General features: G+C 65.7%; 11 protein-coding genes. 6 read left to right on the top strand and 5 right to left on the bottom strand.

Going from position 1 to position 15822, the window contains the following annotated elements; genetic code table 11:
- Positions 1 to 335 precede the first annotated feature (335 nt).
- The 4 genes from ABZ855_RS19875 (at position 336) to ABZ855_RS19860 (ending at position 4583) form a co-directional block, all read left to right on the top strand.
- The gene (locus ABZ855_RS19875; protein WP_360808489.1) at positions 336 to 1565 is read left to right on the top strand and encodes a hypothetical protein; all 1230 of its coding nucleotides are present in this window, start codon (positions 336 to 338) and stop codon (positions 1563 to 1565) included.
- Between the two features lie 507 nt (positions 1566 to 2072).
- Positions 2073 to 2960, top strand: a complete 888-nt coding sequence (locus ABZ855_RS19870; RefSeq protein WP_360808487.1) for a DUF5655 domain-containing protein — start codon at positions 2073 to 2075, stop codon at positions 2958 to 2960.
- 379 nt (positions 2961 to 3339) lie between these two features.
- Entirely contained in the window at positions 3340 to 3534 is a 195-nt protein-coding gene (locus ABZ855_RS19865; protein ID WP_360808485.1) for a hypothetical protein, read from the top strand.
- 920 nt (positions 3535 to 4454) lie between these two features.
- Positions 4455 to 4583, top strand: coding sequence for a hypothetical protein (locus ABZ855_RS19860; protein ID WP_360808483.1), 129 nt, complete (start codon positions 4455 to 4457; stop codon positions 4581 to 4583).
- Positions 4584 to 6833: 2250 nt separating this feature from the next.
- Here the strand turns inward: ABZ855_RS19860 and cas3 are convergent.
- The 5 genes from cas3 to ABZ855_RS19835 are packed head-to-tail and all read right to left on the bottom strand — an operon-like array spanning position 6834 to position 13109.
- Positions 6834 to 9203, bottom strand: coding sequence for a CRISPR-associated helicase Cas3' (gene cas3, locus ABZ855_RS19855; RefSeq protein WP_360808481.1), 2370 nt, complete (start codon positions 9201 to 9203; stop codon positions 6834 to 6836).
- A gap of 54 nt (positions 9204 to 9257) precedes the next feature.
- Positions 9258 to 9917 (bottom strand): CRISPR-associated protein Cas5, encoded by a 660-nt coding sequence (gene cas5, locus ABZ855_RS19850; RefSeq protein ID WP_360808479.1) that lies wholly within the window; start codon positions 9915 to 9917, stop codon positions 9258 to 9260.
- Positions 9914 to 10945, bottom strand: coding sequence for a type I-B CRISPR-associated protein Cas7/Cst2/DevR (cas7i, locus tag ABZ855_RS19845; RefSeq protein WP_360808477.1), 1032 nt, complete (start codon positions 10943 to 10945; stop codon positions 9914 to 9916). The genes cas5 and cas7i overlap by 4 nt, the downstream gene beginning before the upstream one ends.
- Positions 10942 to 12366 (bottom strand): hypothetical protein, encoded by a 1425-nt coding sequence (locus ABZ855_RS19840; RefSeq protein WP_360808475.1) that lies wholly within the window; start codon positions 12364 to 12366, stop codon positions 10942 to 10944. Before ABZ855_RS19840 ends, cas7i begins: the two co-directional genes overlap by 4 nt.
- The gene (locus ABZ855_RS19835; RefSeq protein WP_360808473.1) at positions 12363 to 13109 is read right to left on the bottom strand and encodes a CRISPR-associated endoribonuclease Cas6; all 747 of its coding nucleotides are present in this window, start codon (positions 13107 to 13109) and stop codon (positions 12363 to 12365) included. Before ABZ855_RS19835 ends, ABZ855_RS19840 begins: the two co-directional genes overlap by 4 nt.
- Before the next feature lie 1775 nt (positions 13110 to 14884).
- On the opposite strand from ABZ855_RS19835, the gene ABZ855_RS19830 reads away from it, so the two are divergent.
- The gene (locus tag ABZ855_RS19830) at positions 14885 to 15010 is read left to right on the top strand and encodes a hypothetical protein (RefSeq protein WP_360808471.1); all 126 of its coding nucleotides are present in this window, start codon (positions 14885 to 14887) and stop codon (positions 15008 to 15010) included.
- A 150-nt stretch (positions 15011 to 15160) separates the two neighbouring features.
- Positions 15161 to 15793 (top strand): hypothetical protein, encoded by a 633-nt coding sequence (locus ABZ855_RS19825; RefSeq protein WP_360808469.1) that lies wholly within the window; start codon positions 15161 to 15163, stop codon positions 15791 to 15793.
- Positions 15794 to 15822: the final 29 nt, after the last annotated feature.

Below are 15822 nucleotides of genomic sequence, written 5' to 3'. Positions count from 1 at the left end.
AAGAGGCAGTCAACCTCAAGATCGATAAGGCGTTAGTGGAGGTGGGCGACTTGTTGTAGCGAACATCCGTCTGTGACGTGCAGCAATGCTCAAGTGTGCTGCGACTGGTGGCACGGTGGCTTGGTGTCGCATGCAACCCAGCCGAAGGTTGAGGGCCTACCGTCGCAGATGGGGTGAGCGCTCCTACACGGTTGCGGCCCCGGGAAAAGAGGCGCAATCTTCGCTTACGTTGTGATTGCGGTGAACACCCGCCCTGCGGGTACGCCGAGTGGCAGAGAGGAGTCATCGGTCCTACAGTGGAATTAGTAGGGGCCGTTCTCACTCGGTGGGCCAATATGACTACCACCATAGAGCGCATAGCGACAACCGCCAAGGAAAGAGTGGATTGGGATTTGGCGGCCAATGCTTATCTTCAGTGTGTTGGGTTTGTGAGCGATGAAGGCGCATACCTGCCTGATATAGCAGCCAGTTTTCTAGCTGAAGCTATGACGCGCTTGGCTGTCAATTATGACAGTCAAGAGGAGCAGCTAATTTCCGACACGTTGGCGGTCTGGGGTATGACCGAGGGGCGGTCGGGACGGCCGTCGGATGTTTTCGCAGAGCTTTACTTGGATGAAAGGTATCAGGCGATATCCGCTTACGATGCCTCCAGTGGAGCTGGGCGTCGTAGGCCCACTCCATTTGAAGCCGTAGTAGAGACGGCTCGTAGACTCCGTGATCTAGATGAGGTCAGGAAGTGTCTGATTGATCAGCAGACTGCCGGCATCCTGGCGGGCTCCGTTAGCTATGGGAGCTTCTTCAACGTGACTGGTGCTGCTCATGGCGCCCGAGCATCCGATCTCGACATCTTGGTAGTGATTCCAGGATTCGATGATCTTCAGCGGCTGTCAGGCTCGCTGGAGCATCTAAAAGGTGCAGAGGGTGCATCAGCATCGCTTTTTTCGAATCGAGCGAAGTCCTTCCTCAGGGAACGTGCGTATCCAGACGAGCACGTCGTGTTTAGCGGGAAAATTGATATGTGGACTGACATCGAGGATCCCCTATTGAAACACACTCAAATTCTCGGTGCCTACCTTGCGAGCTTCCATTTTGTCACCCTTGCCGGGCTTAGCTATTTGCTCGCTTCTGACTCTAGCCATCTTAGCTGGACCTCATCAGGCCCCACTCGCCTCGTTCGTGATTACAGGGAACAGCGGCCGACGCGTGAAGACCACCAACGTAATTTTAGTGGCAAGAATATTAGGCTTTCGATCTCCGTCAAAGAGGCTCCGGGAGGATATGAGCGACAGAGTCACGCCTACTATATTGATGATGAAGATCGCTACTATCCAGGTATGTTCCAAAATTTGGTCCTCCCGTACTTTCACTTGCGGTGGAACTCGGTTGGTAATGCTGTTCCGAGGAAACTAGACTCTTTCCACTGGAAAATAATTGAGCGGATGCGGTACGAGCGTAGACAGCGTCCTTATGAGCTAATGCTTACGAGTCTTTCGCATACTCGAAGTCAAATGTTTGCGCCGCATATCACGTGGATGGCGGACAGCGAATCCATATTTCCGGTGTGAGGTGCCTGATCGTGTCAACCCGCTCCGCATCGCGTTCGCCGCGGATGCCGCAACGTGTGCGAAGCGTGCGCCGACGTGGCGGGTGTTCCCCGCCAGGCAGCCGTATAGGCAAGGTGTGTCGGAGGTGTGTCGCGAGTGCTGAGAGACAACGAGAGAGGGCGGGAGTCAGTGAGACTGACTCCCGCCCTCTTCTCTCGGCATCCACCCTGGTCAGCTGTTGATTTCTGCTGATCCTCGGCGAGTGCCCCCGGCAGGATTCGAACCTGCGCACACGGCTCCGGAGGCCGGACACTTCCCAGACGTTTTCGCAGGTCAGCGGGATATCTGACGAAGTATTAGCCGCGCCGTCCCGCGTATGTCCCGCGATCTAGAAATGTCCTATTCTGACCTGCATGCCTCGATTGTAGGGTCCCGGAGATCTCCGGGACCAGGGTGCGGAGTACCCGGAAATAAATTCGACAGCCCCTGCTGTTGAGTGTCGGCCACACTGGCTGCACGGGAGGGGCGGTGCCGGACCTGAAGCTCTACAACACCAATGGCGGCGTGACGGAGGTCGCGCCGCGTCTTGCTGATGCCGAGGCCGATGTGCAGAGCATCGTCGAGGGCAACATGGAGAAGTTGCTCGGGGTCCGGTTCCTGGCAAGCGAGTACAGCACCGGCCCGGTCCACGGCGGCCGGATCGACTCGCTGGGCCTCGACGAGAACGGGGCTCCCGTGGTCGTCGAGTACAAGCGCGGTGTGGACTCCGGCGTCATCAACCAGGGGCTGTTCTATCTCGGCTGGCTGATGGATCACCGGGCGGAGTTCCAGCACCTGGTCCGCGACCGGCTCGGGGCCACGACCGCGGCCCAGGTGCTGTGGAGTGCGCCCAGGTTGATCTGCGTCGCCGGCGACTTCACCCGCTACGACGTCCACGCCGTACGCGAGCACCGCCGCAGCATCGACCTGGTCCGCTACCGATTCTTCGGCAAGGACCTCTTTGGTCTTGAGACCGTGGCTTCCGTCACCGGGCGCACGCCGGCGGCCAAGCGGGTACGCCGGCGAGCGACCGGGCTGCTGCCGGTCCGCGGGCACAGTGGGGCGCTGGCGGAGCTGGCGGAGGCGGTCGATGAGGTATTGCTCGGCCTCGGGGACGGCGTCAGCCGGGTGCAGCGCAAGCAGTACCGCGCGTATCAGCGCCTGCGGAACTTCGCCTGCGTCTGCCCGCCGCAGAAGACCAAGCTCCTCGTCTACCTCAAGGCCGACCTAAGGGAGGTCGACCTCGTCCCCGGCTTCACTCGGGACGTGACGGGGCTCGGCCACCACGGTACGGGCGACCTGGAGGTGCAGTTGCGGTCCGAGCGGGACGTGGAGCGGGCTGTGGACCTCTTCCGCGCGAGCTACGCGGCGGGGTAGCCGCCTTGTGCGGCTGTGACGCGGATGCGTGCGGGACTGGGTAGCTGTGGATGTTGTGGTGGCGGTGCCTTCCGACGTACGGGCAGGTAGTGGCGGTGGAGCATCAATGATGCGGAGGATCGCCGGTTTGGCCAACCGGCGATCCTCGGCTATGTTGCCCCCCGTTTGCCACCGCGTTGCTGCCCGTGCGTCTGTGCGAGTGACCTGGCCAGTTAGCGGAGGGCTGGAGCCTTGTCCGTGATTCCCGGTCGTTGGGCCTCTGGGCTTATGAGCTGCAAGGAATTTCTTCCTTTATTGGCCGATCCCTCCTGGGCTTATGACGACGGGAGTGGTGGACGTCCGTCCTCAACACCCGCATGTTGCGAACCCTCCTAGGTCGATGAAGACGCTCGTGATCCTCACCGGCGTGCACGAGGACCTCATGTTTCGAACCCTGACGACCCCGGCGGGCAGAAGCGGCTCGTCGATGTCGCGGAGAGCAGCGCGCGGGCCCTCGCCGTGGTGTACGCGTTTCGAACCCTCCTGGGCTGATGACGACAAGGACGGGCTGATCGTCGCGGTATTCCGGCACTAGTTTTGAACCCTCCTGGGCTGATGACGACGGAACTCCTCGGCCTTGAGCCCGGCACCTCCGCCACGTTACGAACCCTCCTGGGCTGACGACAACGCGGAATCCGAAGACCGGGCTGAAAGTCCTGGTCTCGTTTCGAGCCCTCTTGGGCTGATGACGACCTCGACGGCCCAGCCGACCCGCTCAAGTTCAACACGTTTCGAACCCTCCTGGGCTGACGACCGCTGGAAGACGGTGGCGCCGGACAGCGCGGTCTTCCCGTTTTGAAACCTTCCTCGGCTAATGACAAACACCACCGCAGCGACCCGGCTGGCGTGGGCGTGGCAGTTTCGAACCCTCCAGAGCTGACAACGACCGGCTTCGCGCTTGAGCTGTGGATGGACGTCTACGGGTTTCGATCCCTCCTGGGCTGATGACGACAGGAACCTGCTAATTCTCGTACCAGTAGCGTTTCGAACCCTCATGGCCTGGTGACGACGCCGTTGGTCGCCGCGCGGATGGCCGACATGGAGCTGGGCCGAACCCTCCTGGGTTGATGAGGACTTCGAACGTGCCCACAGACGGCGGCTTCCTGATCCCGTTGCAAAAAAAACCCTTCAGGGCTGATGACGACGACGGTGGGCATCGCCTACAAGGGCAACAAGTGCTCGTTGCGAACCCTCTTGGGCTGGCCCCGACAGCCTTTCAGATCCGGACGATGCTCACGTTTCGAACCCTCCTGGGCTGATGACGACCGACGGAAATCGCGCTCGACAAGGGCCGCCAGGTCCTATTTCGAGCCCTCCTGGGCCAATGACGACCCCAGTTCGAACCGACCTTGTGGTCCGGATGCCACTGTTTCGAACCCTCCAGGGCTGACGGCGACTCCACGGCAACGGTGAGACCGACCTGGAGGCGACCGCATTTGGAACCCTCCTGGGCCGATGAGGACCTCGACACGGTACGCCACCAGTACAAGCACCACCGGTTTCGAACCCTCCTGGGCCGATGACGACCCGTGGGTCTACAAGGCCGTCGACACCCTCAAGGCGTTTCGAACCCTCCAGGACTGACGACGACGGTGCGCCAGAACGTGCCCACCAGCCGCTCGTACTAGTTTCGAACCCCCAGGGCTAATGACGACGGGCATAGCGTGGACATCCAGCCGTACACCAGTACGTTTCGACCCCTTCTGGGCTGATGATGACGGTGTGGGAGGCGATCCTGTCGTCCCCGGCTTGGCCGTTGTGAACCCTCCTGGGCTGATGACGACGAGTCTGAGGCGTTCACTCGGCTGCTGCTCATCATGTTGCGAACCCTTCTGGGCTGATAACGACGCGTCGGTGGCTCCGGCGCCCGCGCGACGCTGTACGGGTTGCGAACCCTCCTGGGCTGATGACGACGACATTCGTGTGGAGGCGATCCCTGGCGGCATGGTGTTGCGAACCCTCCTGGGTTGATAACGACTGCAGCGGGACACCGACCAGTACGTCGAGCTTTTCCAGTTGCGAACCCTTCTGGGCTGATGACGACCGCGATGACCGCCGACGGGCAGGCCCGCGCCGCCGCGTTGCGAACCCTCCTGGGCTGATGACGACGGAACTATTCGGCCTTGAGCCCGGCACCTCCGCCACGTTTCGAACCTTCTTCGGCCGATGACGACGATCGCCAGCATCATCGCCGTGGTCTTGCCGCGGCCATTCCGAATCCTCTTGGGCAGATGACGACACGCTGCCTTCATCAGGCCATGCGCACCACCGCAGTTACGAACCCTCCTGGGCTGATGACGACTGGGGATATCGCCATACGCCGCCGCACGCTCCAGGTGTTTCGAACCCTCCTGGGCTGATAGGGCCAGAGCCCGCGGTCGGCTCCTCCGCCTGCACCCGCAAGTTGCGACCCTTCTGGTTGATGATGACGTCTGCGGCTATGCCGGCCGTCGGTGTGGCACCGGTTCCGAACCCTCCTGGGCTGATGAGGATCCGCTCCGAGGGCTACGGGCTGGCCTTCCTGGAGTCGTTGCAAACCCTCTTGGGCGGATGACGACGCGGCAGGACACGGCGGGCGCCGCGCTGTGGATCCTGTTTCGAACCCTCCTGGGCTGATGACGGCGTGTTCACCGTGCTGCCTCACGGGCCGCTCTTCCGGTTTCCAACCCTCCTGGGCTGATGGCGAGGCGGTGCCCCGTGCCTGATCCGCTGGGCCCGCTCTTGTTTCGAACCCTCCTGGGCTGATGGCGAGGCGGTGCCCCGTGCCTGATCCGCTGGGCCCGCTCTTGTTTCGAACCCTCCTGGGCTGATGGCAACGTCTGACAGAACCCCTCGGCCACGTCTCGGGGCCGATGTTTCGAATCCTCCAGGGCAAATGACGATCGACCGGCTGCGGCAGGAACTGACGCTCCACTATCTGTTACGAGCCCGCCTGGGCTGGTGACGACCTGATCGAGGCCAAGGCCGCGCCACTCAAGAACCGGATTTGAACCCTCCTGGGCTGATGACCGACATGCTGCGAGCCCACCTGGCTCGACCCCGAACCCGAGTTTCGCCCCCTCTTGGGCTGATGACGACTCGGAGTACGCCGCCCAGTTCGCCGCCTCCCGCACGTTTCGAACCCTCCCGGGCTGATGACGACCGCTGTCCGACGTGATCAGCCACGCGATCTCTGAGATGTTGCGATCCCTCCTGGGCTGATGACGACCCACGTCCACGTCACCATCGCCAACGTGGCGCTGTGGTTTCGACCCCTCCTGGGCTGATGACGACGTAAGGGTTGGCCTGGCTCCTGGGGTACGCGCGCCTGTTTCGAGCCCTCCAGGGCTGATGACGACCGGGTGCAACCTCGGCCGCCACCAGTGCCCCGCCTGCGCGTTTTGAACCCTCCCGGGTAGAACACGAGTTGCTGTCTAGCTTCCACGCCCACCCTCCTAGGCTGGTTTCGAACCCTGATGGGCTGATGACGACGCGGGCGGCAGCCTGGTGGTTCGCGCGCGTTTTCCCGTTTCGAACCCTCTTGGGCTGATTTCGACACGCTGTCTTCATCAGCCCACGCGCACCGCCTCAGTTGCGAACCCTCCTGGGTTAATAACGGCTGGACGAGATCGCCAATACCGTCCCGCTTCCGGTGTCCCGAATCCTTCTGTGCTGATACGCCGCATGCCGGTGCCCCGCTGTCGGACGACCAGGCCACGTTTCGAACCCTCCTGGGCTGATGACGGCCCGCAGCCGGTCGCCGGAGCTGCGACTCGAACCCTCCTGGGCAACGACTACGGCGTGAGTCCCGTCGCATCTGGCTGCGCTGATCAGGTTGCGATCCCTCCTCGCCGATCAAGCCAGCTCTTCCTTCCGGTACGTGGCACCCGGGTCGCGTACGGCGGTGAGCCCGTGTTCGCTGCTGTAGGTGCCGTTGATGACGTACACCTTCAGCTCCGTGTCGTAGCGCGCTCGGGGAACGGCGCTGGCGGGCAGTGGGATGAGGTAGTCGTCGGCGAGGAGTCGGCCGGCGCGGCCTCGTGCTTGGTCGAGTGCGGCGGCGTAGTTGTTGCGGTCTTCGGTGAGGATGGCTTCGGTGCCGTCGAAGAGTTCGTCGAACCGCTCTGCGAGGTCGTCGCGGCTGTCGAAGGGGTAGGTGAAGTCCAGGAATGTGGCGGCGAATTGGTCTCGGTGGAAGATCACGTCCTTTCGCCATGCTGTGCCCCAGTCGGTGGCGTAGATCTGGTTGAGCCATCCGGTGATGTCGTTTTCGTCGACGGGCTGTCCGTCGTGTGCGGTGAGGATGTGCCAGGCCGCCTGAGTGGGGGCTTGCGGGTAGATGCCGTCGGCGAACCATTCGCCTGGTGAATTCTGGCGCGGGGTGTAGCGGGCGGCGTGCACGATGACGTCGGCCGGGGGCCGGGCGGCGATCCGGTTGGCCCGGCCGAATCGCTGGGCGAGGGCTTCGAGGTCGGCGGCGGCGGTGAACAGGACGTCGAAGTCGACGTCCATGGAGACTTCGAGGACCTGTGTGGAGACGACCAGTCCGGGCAGCCGGTCACCTTTTCGGGTGCGGTCGACGCTGTGGCGTTCGGTGATGTGCTGTTCCAGGCGGCTGCGGTCGCGGCGCTTGAAACGGGAGTGCAGCATGGCCGCGGCCTGCGGGCCGAACAGCTGGCGTGCGATGGGGCCGAGTTGGTCGTAGAGCTGCTGTGCCTGGCGGATGTTGTTGGCGACGACGAGAGCGGATTCACCGTTGTGCAGGCGCTCGGTGATCTCGGTGATCGCGGCCGGGTCGGTGAGGTGGTGGGGGCGGGTGCGGATGCGGTGCCGGGCTGGTTGGTGGCTGTCGGCGTCGTCGGTGCGGGTCACGGTCCCGGCGAGGGTGTCTTTGTTGTCGATGAGTTCGGCGAGGGCGTCGGGGAGGGTGGCGGATAGGACGGCGAAGCGTCCGCCGAGCTGTTCCAGCAGGCGCATCATGGCCAGGATGTAGCCGAGCCGTTTGGTGTCGTAGGCGTGCAACTCGTCCATGATGAACACCGAGTTCGCCGCGTCCACGAGCAGGGAGGAGTGGGCCGCTCCGACCAGCGCGGCGCGCAGCAGCTGGTAGGGAGTGGTGATCCTGACTGTCTCCTTGAACAGCCGGGTGGCTGCCTGCCGGGCCACTGCTTTTCGCGCAGCGGTCACCCGTTCCGCGTCCCCGTCCTCCGGGCACACCGCGTTGGCCAGGTGGTAGGCGGCTGCTCGCCCGTGCGCCACACCGACCTGGCCGGCTGAGCCCAGTTCCCGTGTGGTGCGGTCCGCGTTGGCGTTGATCGACGCGAGGTAGGGGAGCGTGTAGAAGACACGGGGCACACCCTGTCCCGCGGCGTGCATGGTGGCGGTCTGGCGGCAGGCCCACAGCCAGGCGGCCTCCGTCTTACCGCTGCCGGTCCGGGACCTGAGCAGCAGGTGGTTTTCAACCGCCGCTGCGCGCCGCTGGTGGGGTCGCAGGCTGTAGCCCTTGGCTGCGATGGCCTCCTCCAGGCGGGCAGCGAAGGCAGGGCCCATGGGCTGGGTTAGGTGCAGCCTGCCGTGGGCGGAGGAGAGGTGATCGGCCATGGTCACAGCACCCTGCAGCAGTACCGCTACCAGTCCCTCCTCGGGGTCAGCCCCGTACTCCCAGCGGTCCAGCAGCTTATTCAGCTCCGTGTGGGCCTGGGCGACCCAGTCCGCGCCGGCGGACAGCGGCTTGACCGGCAGTCCCGCAGCGGTCGCGGTCTCGTACAGCCATGCGGCCAGCTCGTCCGCGGCGGCCTGGTCGACGGGAGCAAACCGTGCCTGCCACTCCCCGACCGGCGCTGCCCCGTACAGTGCGGCGAGCGATCTGGGGGAGTTCGTCAACGGGCGGTGGTGGGTGGCGACGGCGGCCGATACCCATGCCCGCAGCTCGTCGTCCGCGACCAGCTCGACGAATCCCAGGGAGAGCACCTCGTGGCGCTCTCCCCAGACCGGCCCCCCGGCGAGCATGGCCTGGCAGCCGTCGGGGATCTTCCCCGCATCGTGCAGCAGATCGGCCAGGGCAACCGTGTCCCAGAAGCCGGGCAGGATCCTGGTGACGATGGCGATCTGGCCGGTGCGTCGGGCCACGAGCCGGGCCGCGTCCAGGGCCGCGCTCAGGTGCACCGTCAATGGTTCGGCCGGCCAGTCGCCTCTGGTGCTCTTGGCCAGCACCTGGGACAACACGGGGGGCCCATCAAGTCCTTGTGATTCTGGTGGGGGTGATGACGGCACGAGCCTTTATGCCTCTGCGGTTGCGGGGTGGGCGGGTGGAAGCAGGGTGACGGCCTGTCCGGTGGGGGTGCTGTAGCTGTCGGGAACGGTGGCGGTGGTGGTGCCGGTGGCGTCGTAGCGGTAGGTACCCCACACGGTGCGGGCCCTGTCCTTGCGGATCGCCGTGGGCAGACGCAACGCGGTTCCGGCGGTGCCGGGCCGGTCCTCGACCAAGGCGCCGCGCTGCGCCCCCGGATGTCGCGCCAATTCGGTGATGTGGAGGTGGAGACCGACGAGGTCCTGGCTGCGGCCGAGACGCAGGGGCCAGGCCGGGCGGCGCAGGACGCTGCGCCACCGCTCGGGCTGGTCGGTGATCCAGACCGTCAGAGTGGTGAAGGTCAGGAACTCGCGGTCCTTGGGCCCGGGGTTGGTAGGCCGGCCTTTGGCGTCGAGGGGGTGGTAGGTCTCCAGATCGACGCCCTTGCCCCGGGCGTGGAAGGCCATGGCGAACTGGAAGGTCTCGGAGACGTGCTGCCAGCCGCCGGCCGCAGCGGCGAGCATGCCGCCGACCGTGGACGGCGGCGGGCAGGGCAGGCCGACCTGAACCCCGGAGTACAAGGGGTTGCGGAAGCTGGCGACCGGGGCGGTGAACGTGGCCTCCAGCGCCGTCACGGGTGCGGTGGTCATGCCTTGGCGTCCTCGAACCAGGTGTCGTGGGTGCCGTCCTCGATCTCCTTGGCCAGGTTGTTGAGGATGGTGCGCGGGTGGTCGATCACGACGGTGTTTGCGGTGATGAGGTCGGCGAGGTCGCGGCGGGCGCGGTCACGCTGGTCACCGAGGAATCCGGGGGCCCATCCGATGCGTACCGGGCCGTCGAGTTCGTCGTGCCAGGCGGCAATCTCCTCGGTGAGGGTGTCGGCGGCGAAGACGGGCTTGCCGTCCTTGTTGGCCAGCACGCGGGTGAAGGGATTGACGCCGCCCTTCATCGGGGCGAGGAGGAGGAACGCCGGGGTGCGGTCGCCGTAGTGCGCGGCGGGCTTGGCTCCTCCGCGCAGCGCGGCGAGGGTACGGAGCACGAGGGCGGTGCGACGGCGGCGCTCGGCGATGTCGAGGACGAGTGCCGACACCCCGCGGAACGTGGCCTCGGTGGCGCCCGATGCGACGGCTTCCTCGGCGGCCTGCGGGGGCAGGGCGATGCGGATGCCCTGCCCGTCGGTCTCGAAGGTGCCGACACGGGGGAGGTCGAGGTTGATGTCGCCGGCGCACACAGCGGTATAGAACTCGTGCTCGTGGATGACCGGGTTGTCGCCGGCTGCGAAGCCGCGGGTCATGGTGCCGTAGTCGGAGGCGATCCGCTGGGGGGTGATGCTGACGAAGGTGCCGGTGGCGAGGACGGTATCGCGCTGGCACGAGCTGTCCGAGCCGCTGATGGCGACCATGTAGCCGAACAGGTCGTCGTCGACAAACAGGTCGGGCCGGCCCTTGGTGTATGCCTGCTGCTTCTTGCCCTTGCCCTCGCGGATGACGGGCGAGACGGGCTCGGCGGCCGGGAGGCTGTCGCGCAGCCAGCGGCGCACGGCCTGGGGCGAGATGTAGGGGTAGGTATCGCGGCCAACCTGCATCTTCTTGACCATGCCGACGTTGTCCTGGCCGCGGCCGTTGTTCGGGGCGCCAGCCTGGATGTCGAGGGCGAGCTTTCCAGCGAGGTGCGTCACTGGGTGATTCCTTCCTCAAGGGCTTCGGTGTCGGTGGGGTCGATAGCGTCGGGGTCGAAGTCCTCGACGACGGTCTTGGCGTCCTTGGGCTGCCAGCCGCGGCGGTGCAGCTCGGCGAGGACCGAGGTCAGCAGGTACTGGCGGAAGAACCAGGCGTTGCCGTCCTGGCTGGGCGAGAACAGCAGCTCGAACCCGTTCTCGGTGATCAGCGGCGCGCCGTCGTCAGGCCGGGTCAGAACCCATTCCACGGAGTGACGCTGCAGCCAGTTGCGCAGGTCCGTGCCGCGACCGGCACGGAACAGGGCGTGGAAGCCGGTGAGCTTGCCCCCGGTGTCATCGGGCTTGAACAGCGCGGCGACGCGCTGTGCGGTCTGGCGGATCTCTGCGAGATCCTTTTCGTCCATGTGCATCACCTCGTGCAGGTAGGAGCGGATCAGTTCGGCGACGGCGGGGGACTCGGGCACCGGCATGCCGCGGGCTTCGGTGCGGTCGGCCAGGTAGGACGCGAGAACGGCGGGGATGGTCTCCGGCCGGTTGAACACACGCCAGGCGAGGTTCTGTGCGCCGCTGCCCTTGGCGGTGCGGCAGGAGCGCAGCAGGCACGCGAGGCCCGTGCGCCGTTCGGGCAGCCGGGTGGTGGTGCGCAGCCACTCGGCGAGCGGCTGATCCACCGCGTGGGTGGACAAGGACTGCTCCTGGTTGTTATTGGTGAATACCAGGAGTTCCACCCCGGCCGTGACGCGGTGCTCGTAACCGCGAAGCGCGGCCAGTGCGATCACCTCTGGCTTCGGGCTGGCCGGTTTCGCCCCGGCGGTGATCAGTAGCCCGTTGCGATGCACCTGTCGGCGGGCGGTGTGAGCGGCGAGGCGTTCGTCCCAGGTGTGCACGATCGTGCTCGGGCCGCCGGAGAGGTGGCTGCCGAAGGGGAGCGCGTGGAAGGAGCAGACGCATGGCCAGCACAGGGCGAGGCCGGCGTGCCCGCGTGGGGTGGTGTTGCGGTAGGCGATCGACTCGGTGAGGACGATGTCGCTCTTGCCGAAGAACCCGACCGCCGCTGCACGGCACAGTGCGCAACCGGCCTCCGGCCAGCTATCTGGCGCGGGGACGGTGCGCCAGGCCCGAACAGCCTCGGTAACCTCGACGTCGGAAAGCTTCTTGTTCCGCGGGTGGTTCATCTTGCTGTTCGGCCACAGGCTGTAGGAACACTTCAGCAGGAACCCGGCCTCGGCTTTGGTGTCCCTCACGAGGGCAGCCTGCACGGCAGCCGCGGTCAGCTTGGCGGTGGCATCGTCGAACAGCGTGCCGACCACCTCGTCCGGGACCCGTACTCCGGCCAACGCAGCCAGGGCGAAGGCCCCGACACGCTGCAAGGGATGAGGCGAGAGCCGTAACGCGCTCTGCTCGGCAGGCAGTTCACTCACGCGACCACCCACCCGAACCCGGCCCCGGTCTGCTGGCCCAGCCCCGCCGACCACAGCGCGGCCAGTGCACCGGCACCGCCGCTGACCTCAACCTCCACCGGCGCACCGGTCCGCTGCCCGGAATGGCCCCGACCGGTCACCCGGAACGGGTGGCGCGGACCAATCCACGTGATCCCCTCAAGCCGAATATCCGGCGCGTGCCCGAAGGTCTCCGCACGGCGGTTGAGGTTGCGCTCCAGCGCCACCGGATACGCCGGGTCCTCAGGCAGCAGCGCACGCACGGGCGTGTGCTCGCCGCCGGGCTTGGGCCGCTCGTACTCGGAGAGGTGGAGCGGGCTCGCGGTACGCAGCCGGGCCCGGCCACTGGTGAACTTCGGTGGCTGCTGGACAGTGACGCTGCCGACCTGCAGCGCGATTCCGCCCCAGTCCAGCAGAGTCCGAGCGGGGTTCATGAAGTCCAAGGCCAGCGCCTGCACCAGCTCAGGCAGCGGGCTGCCGAACTCCAAGTAGCCGGTGCCGCCTACCGCGTACTTACCCCGAACACGGCGTGCGTTCGGGAACATGGGAGCGCTGTGCCCGAAGGGGGCAATGCCGTATGGCCCCCACCCGTTCTCGTGGATCTTCTCGGCCAGCTCGGGAGCAGTCCGGTACAGGGCGTCGTAGATGATGCCGCGGCCCGGGGCGAGGACATCTCCCCACGGGATCTCCCGGGCCCGCGTGTTGATCTCTAAGCGAAGTCGCACTATCTCCCTCGTACTTCCCCCCAGCCGGGGCGTATGACGGCAGGTCAGGACACGCCAAATCACCACCCTCGCAGGGATGTTGACGTAGATGAGAACGTACAGGGAGCCACTGACAACGCTCATCGAGCGAGAACGTCCAGGCGTACTGTGGTAGTTCTGATGTACGTCGGAGGGCGGTGTCGTCATCAACCCAGGAGGGTTCGGAACTGGGTGCGGTCCCAGACCGGCGCGTCCGGATGATGGGTCGTCATCAGCTCAGGAGGGTTCGGAACGAGTTCGGGCTGGACGGCTATGACGAGCTGCCTCTGGTTCCCCCCAGGAGGGTTTGAACGGTGGCGCAGGGCCCGGTCCGCAGACGGCGTCGTCGTCAGCCCAGGGGGTTCGAAACCCGCGCCGCCACATCATCGAGTGGTGGGCGGTCACGGTCGTCATCAGCCCAGGAGGGTTCGAAACTGGGAGGTGATGCGCACGGTGTCCACGGCGAGCAGTGTCGTCATCAGTCCGAGAGGGTTCGAAACGCCAGCGTCGCCCGGCGCAGCAGGTACAGGCGCTCCTGGTCGTCATCAGCCCAAGAGGGTTCGAAACCCGTAGCAGGTGTCCCAGGAAGCGATGCAAAAGCCTTGTCTCATAAGCCCAGGAGGGTTGGGAACCGGCGTGGTGCTTAAGGAACATGGCGCTGGATCGGGTTGCCGTCAGCTCAGGCGGGTTGGAAACATGAATCCGGCCGTTACGTGGACGGTCAGGCCCAATGTTGTCATCGGCCCAGGAGGGTTCGAAACAGGAATCACACGCTGTATCCGTCATGCGCGAGCGGTCGTCATAGGCCCAGGAGGGCTCGGAACATGCGATCCACAGAGGACCGCTCCCTTCTGGCTGAGTTTGATCAGCCCTGGAGGGTTCGAAACAGACCGTCCCTGGATAGGTCTGCGGCCGTGCCTCGTTTTTCATCGGCCCAGGAGGGTTCGAATCACCCAGGCGGTGGCTGGATGTCCAGCGCCATTCGCGTCGTCAGCCCAGGAGGGTTTGCAACGGCGTAATCCACGGCTCCATGTGCCCGGGGTCGAACGTCCTCATCAGCCCCGGGGGGTTCGCAACGTCAGCAGGACATAGGCGACGGGCATCGCGGCGTGCGTCCTCATCAGCCCAGGAGCGTTCACAACCCGGCCCCCAGCCCCCGCTCCGGTCGGCCTCCCGTCCTCATCAGCCCCGGAGGGTTCGCAACAGGCCGTCGGGGTAGGTGACCGCGCCGGCCGGTCGTCATCAGCCCATGAGGGTTGGAAACACCAGCAGGTATCCGCCGTGTCCGACCGTGCGGCAAGTCGTCATCTGCCCTGGAGGGTTCGAAACCGCCACATGTCGACGGGGATGCGGGCCTCGTCGACCGGTCGTCATCAGCCCAAGAGGGTTCGAAACGATCAGTACGCCCTCGGCTGTCAGGTGAGCGACGGCGTCGTGATCAGCCCAGGAGGGTTCGAAACATGAGGACGCGCAGCGCGACCAGCGGGCGGGTAACTGGTCGTCATCAGCCCAGGAGTGTTCGTCAGGTGACGCCGAGGTACTGGGCGCTGCCGAGGGCATGGTCTTCATCAGCCCGGGAGGGTTCGCAACAGAGCGGCGAGGCCGCGCTCAAGAGGGGCGATCGCGGTCCGCATCAGCCCAGGAGGGTTCGCAACGTGCTGGCGGCCATCGCGACCCGGGCGGCGGCTTCGGGTCTTCATAGCCCGGTAGTGGGATCATGAACGGGGCGCGGGGGCGAACTCCGGAGGTCCCCGTCCGTGGCCCGCCCCACCATGGCGCAGGGTGCCGCCATGGCGAAGCGCGGGGCTGACGCGATCGACCTGAAGCTCGCCAGCGTCGACTGGCTCGTCAATCGGCCGCGGCTCGCCGCAGCCCTCCTTTAACAGCGATCGCGTCGCCTACCCGCTGGCCCCGTCCTGCGCGATGACGACGGCGGGCACTTCAGGGGACTCCGTGTCGGTCAGTCCGTGCATGTTCCCGCTGTTCGGCAGCAATGCCTGGCTGTTGTCAGTGCCCGGGCGGAGAATCGGCGGATGGCTCTCGAACCGATGGCGGCCGGCGAGTCCGAGTTCCTCGCCGCGGCCTTACGCACACACCTGTCCGAGACCCGCTTCTCCTTCGCCGGCCTGACCGGCAAGGAGGCAACCCTGTGCATCACCCGCGCAGTGGCGGAGTGGGCGACGGCGTCAGGCTGGAGGTGCAGACGGGAGGCGCCGATGCGCTATATCGACCCGCCTCGCCGGATGAATGGGGGTTGCCGCATCTACTGGTCTCCGCCCTGGTCTGCCTACCTGGATCTCCGCCTGGTTCGCAAGGACGGCCCTCCGGTCGCTGTGGAGATCGACCGTGCGGACGACAGCACCGCCGTGGACAAGCTCCGCGACGAGGCCCTCCGCGGACGTCCCGCGCTGTGGATCCGCTGGCACGGAGCGCTGCGTGCCGAGCTGCCGCCCGGTGTTGCCCGCTTGTACCTGCCGTCGCGTTCCAGCCGCTCTCCCATCCGGTACTCGCTCACCCATGTCCCCGGTACGGCGGCGATCACGGTTGGTGGGGCTGTCACCCCCGAAGCCCGATCGGACGCGCTGAATCGGGACCAGCAGCGGATGGCGGATGAGGAGCGCGCTGCTGCCATCCCCCGGGAGCCGGGCCCCGTCCGGTGCTTCTAAGCGGCTACGGCGAAGTCAACTGAAGTGCT

This window comes from Streptomyces sp. NPDC047042 (assembly GCF_040644035.1).
GTDB lineage: Bacteria > Actinomycetota > Actinomycetes > Streptomycetales > Streptomycetaceae > Streptomyces.
This window is presented reverse-complemented; position numbering and strand designations above follow the sequence as displayed.

Bases quoted from the DNA above. Each gene is read 5' to 3' on its own strand.
- ABZ855_RS19865 (WP_360808485.1), top strand. From the start codon at position 3,340: ATGAAGACGCTCGTGATCCTCACCGGCGTGCACGAGGACCTCATGTTT.
- ABZ855_RS19875 (WP_360808489.1), top strand. From the start codon at position 336: ATGACTACCACCATAGAGCGCATAGCGACAACCGCCAAGGAAAGAGTG.
- ABZ855_RS19860 (WP_360808483.1), top strand. From the start codon at position 4,455: ATGAGGACCTCGACACGGTACGCCACCAGTACAAGCACCACCGGTTTC.
- ABZ855_RS19825 (WP_360808469.1), top strand. From the start codon at position 15,161: ATGGCTCTCGAACCGATGGCGGCCGGCGAGTCCGAGTTCCTCGCCGCG.
- cas5 (WP_360808479.1), bottom strand. From the start codon at position 9,917: ATGACCACCGCACCCGTGACGGCGCTGGAGGCCACGTTCACCGCCCCG.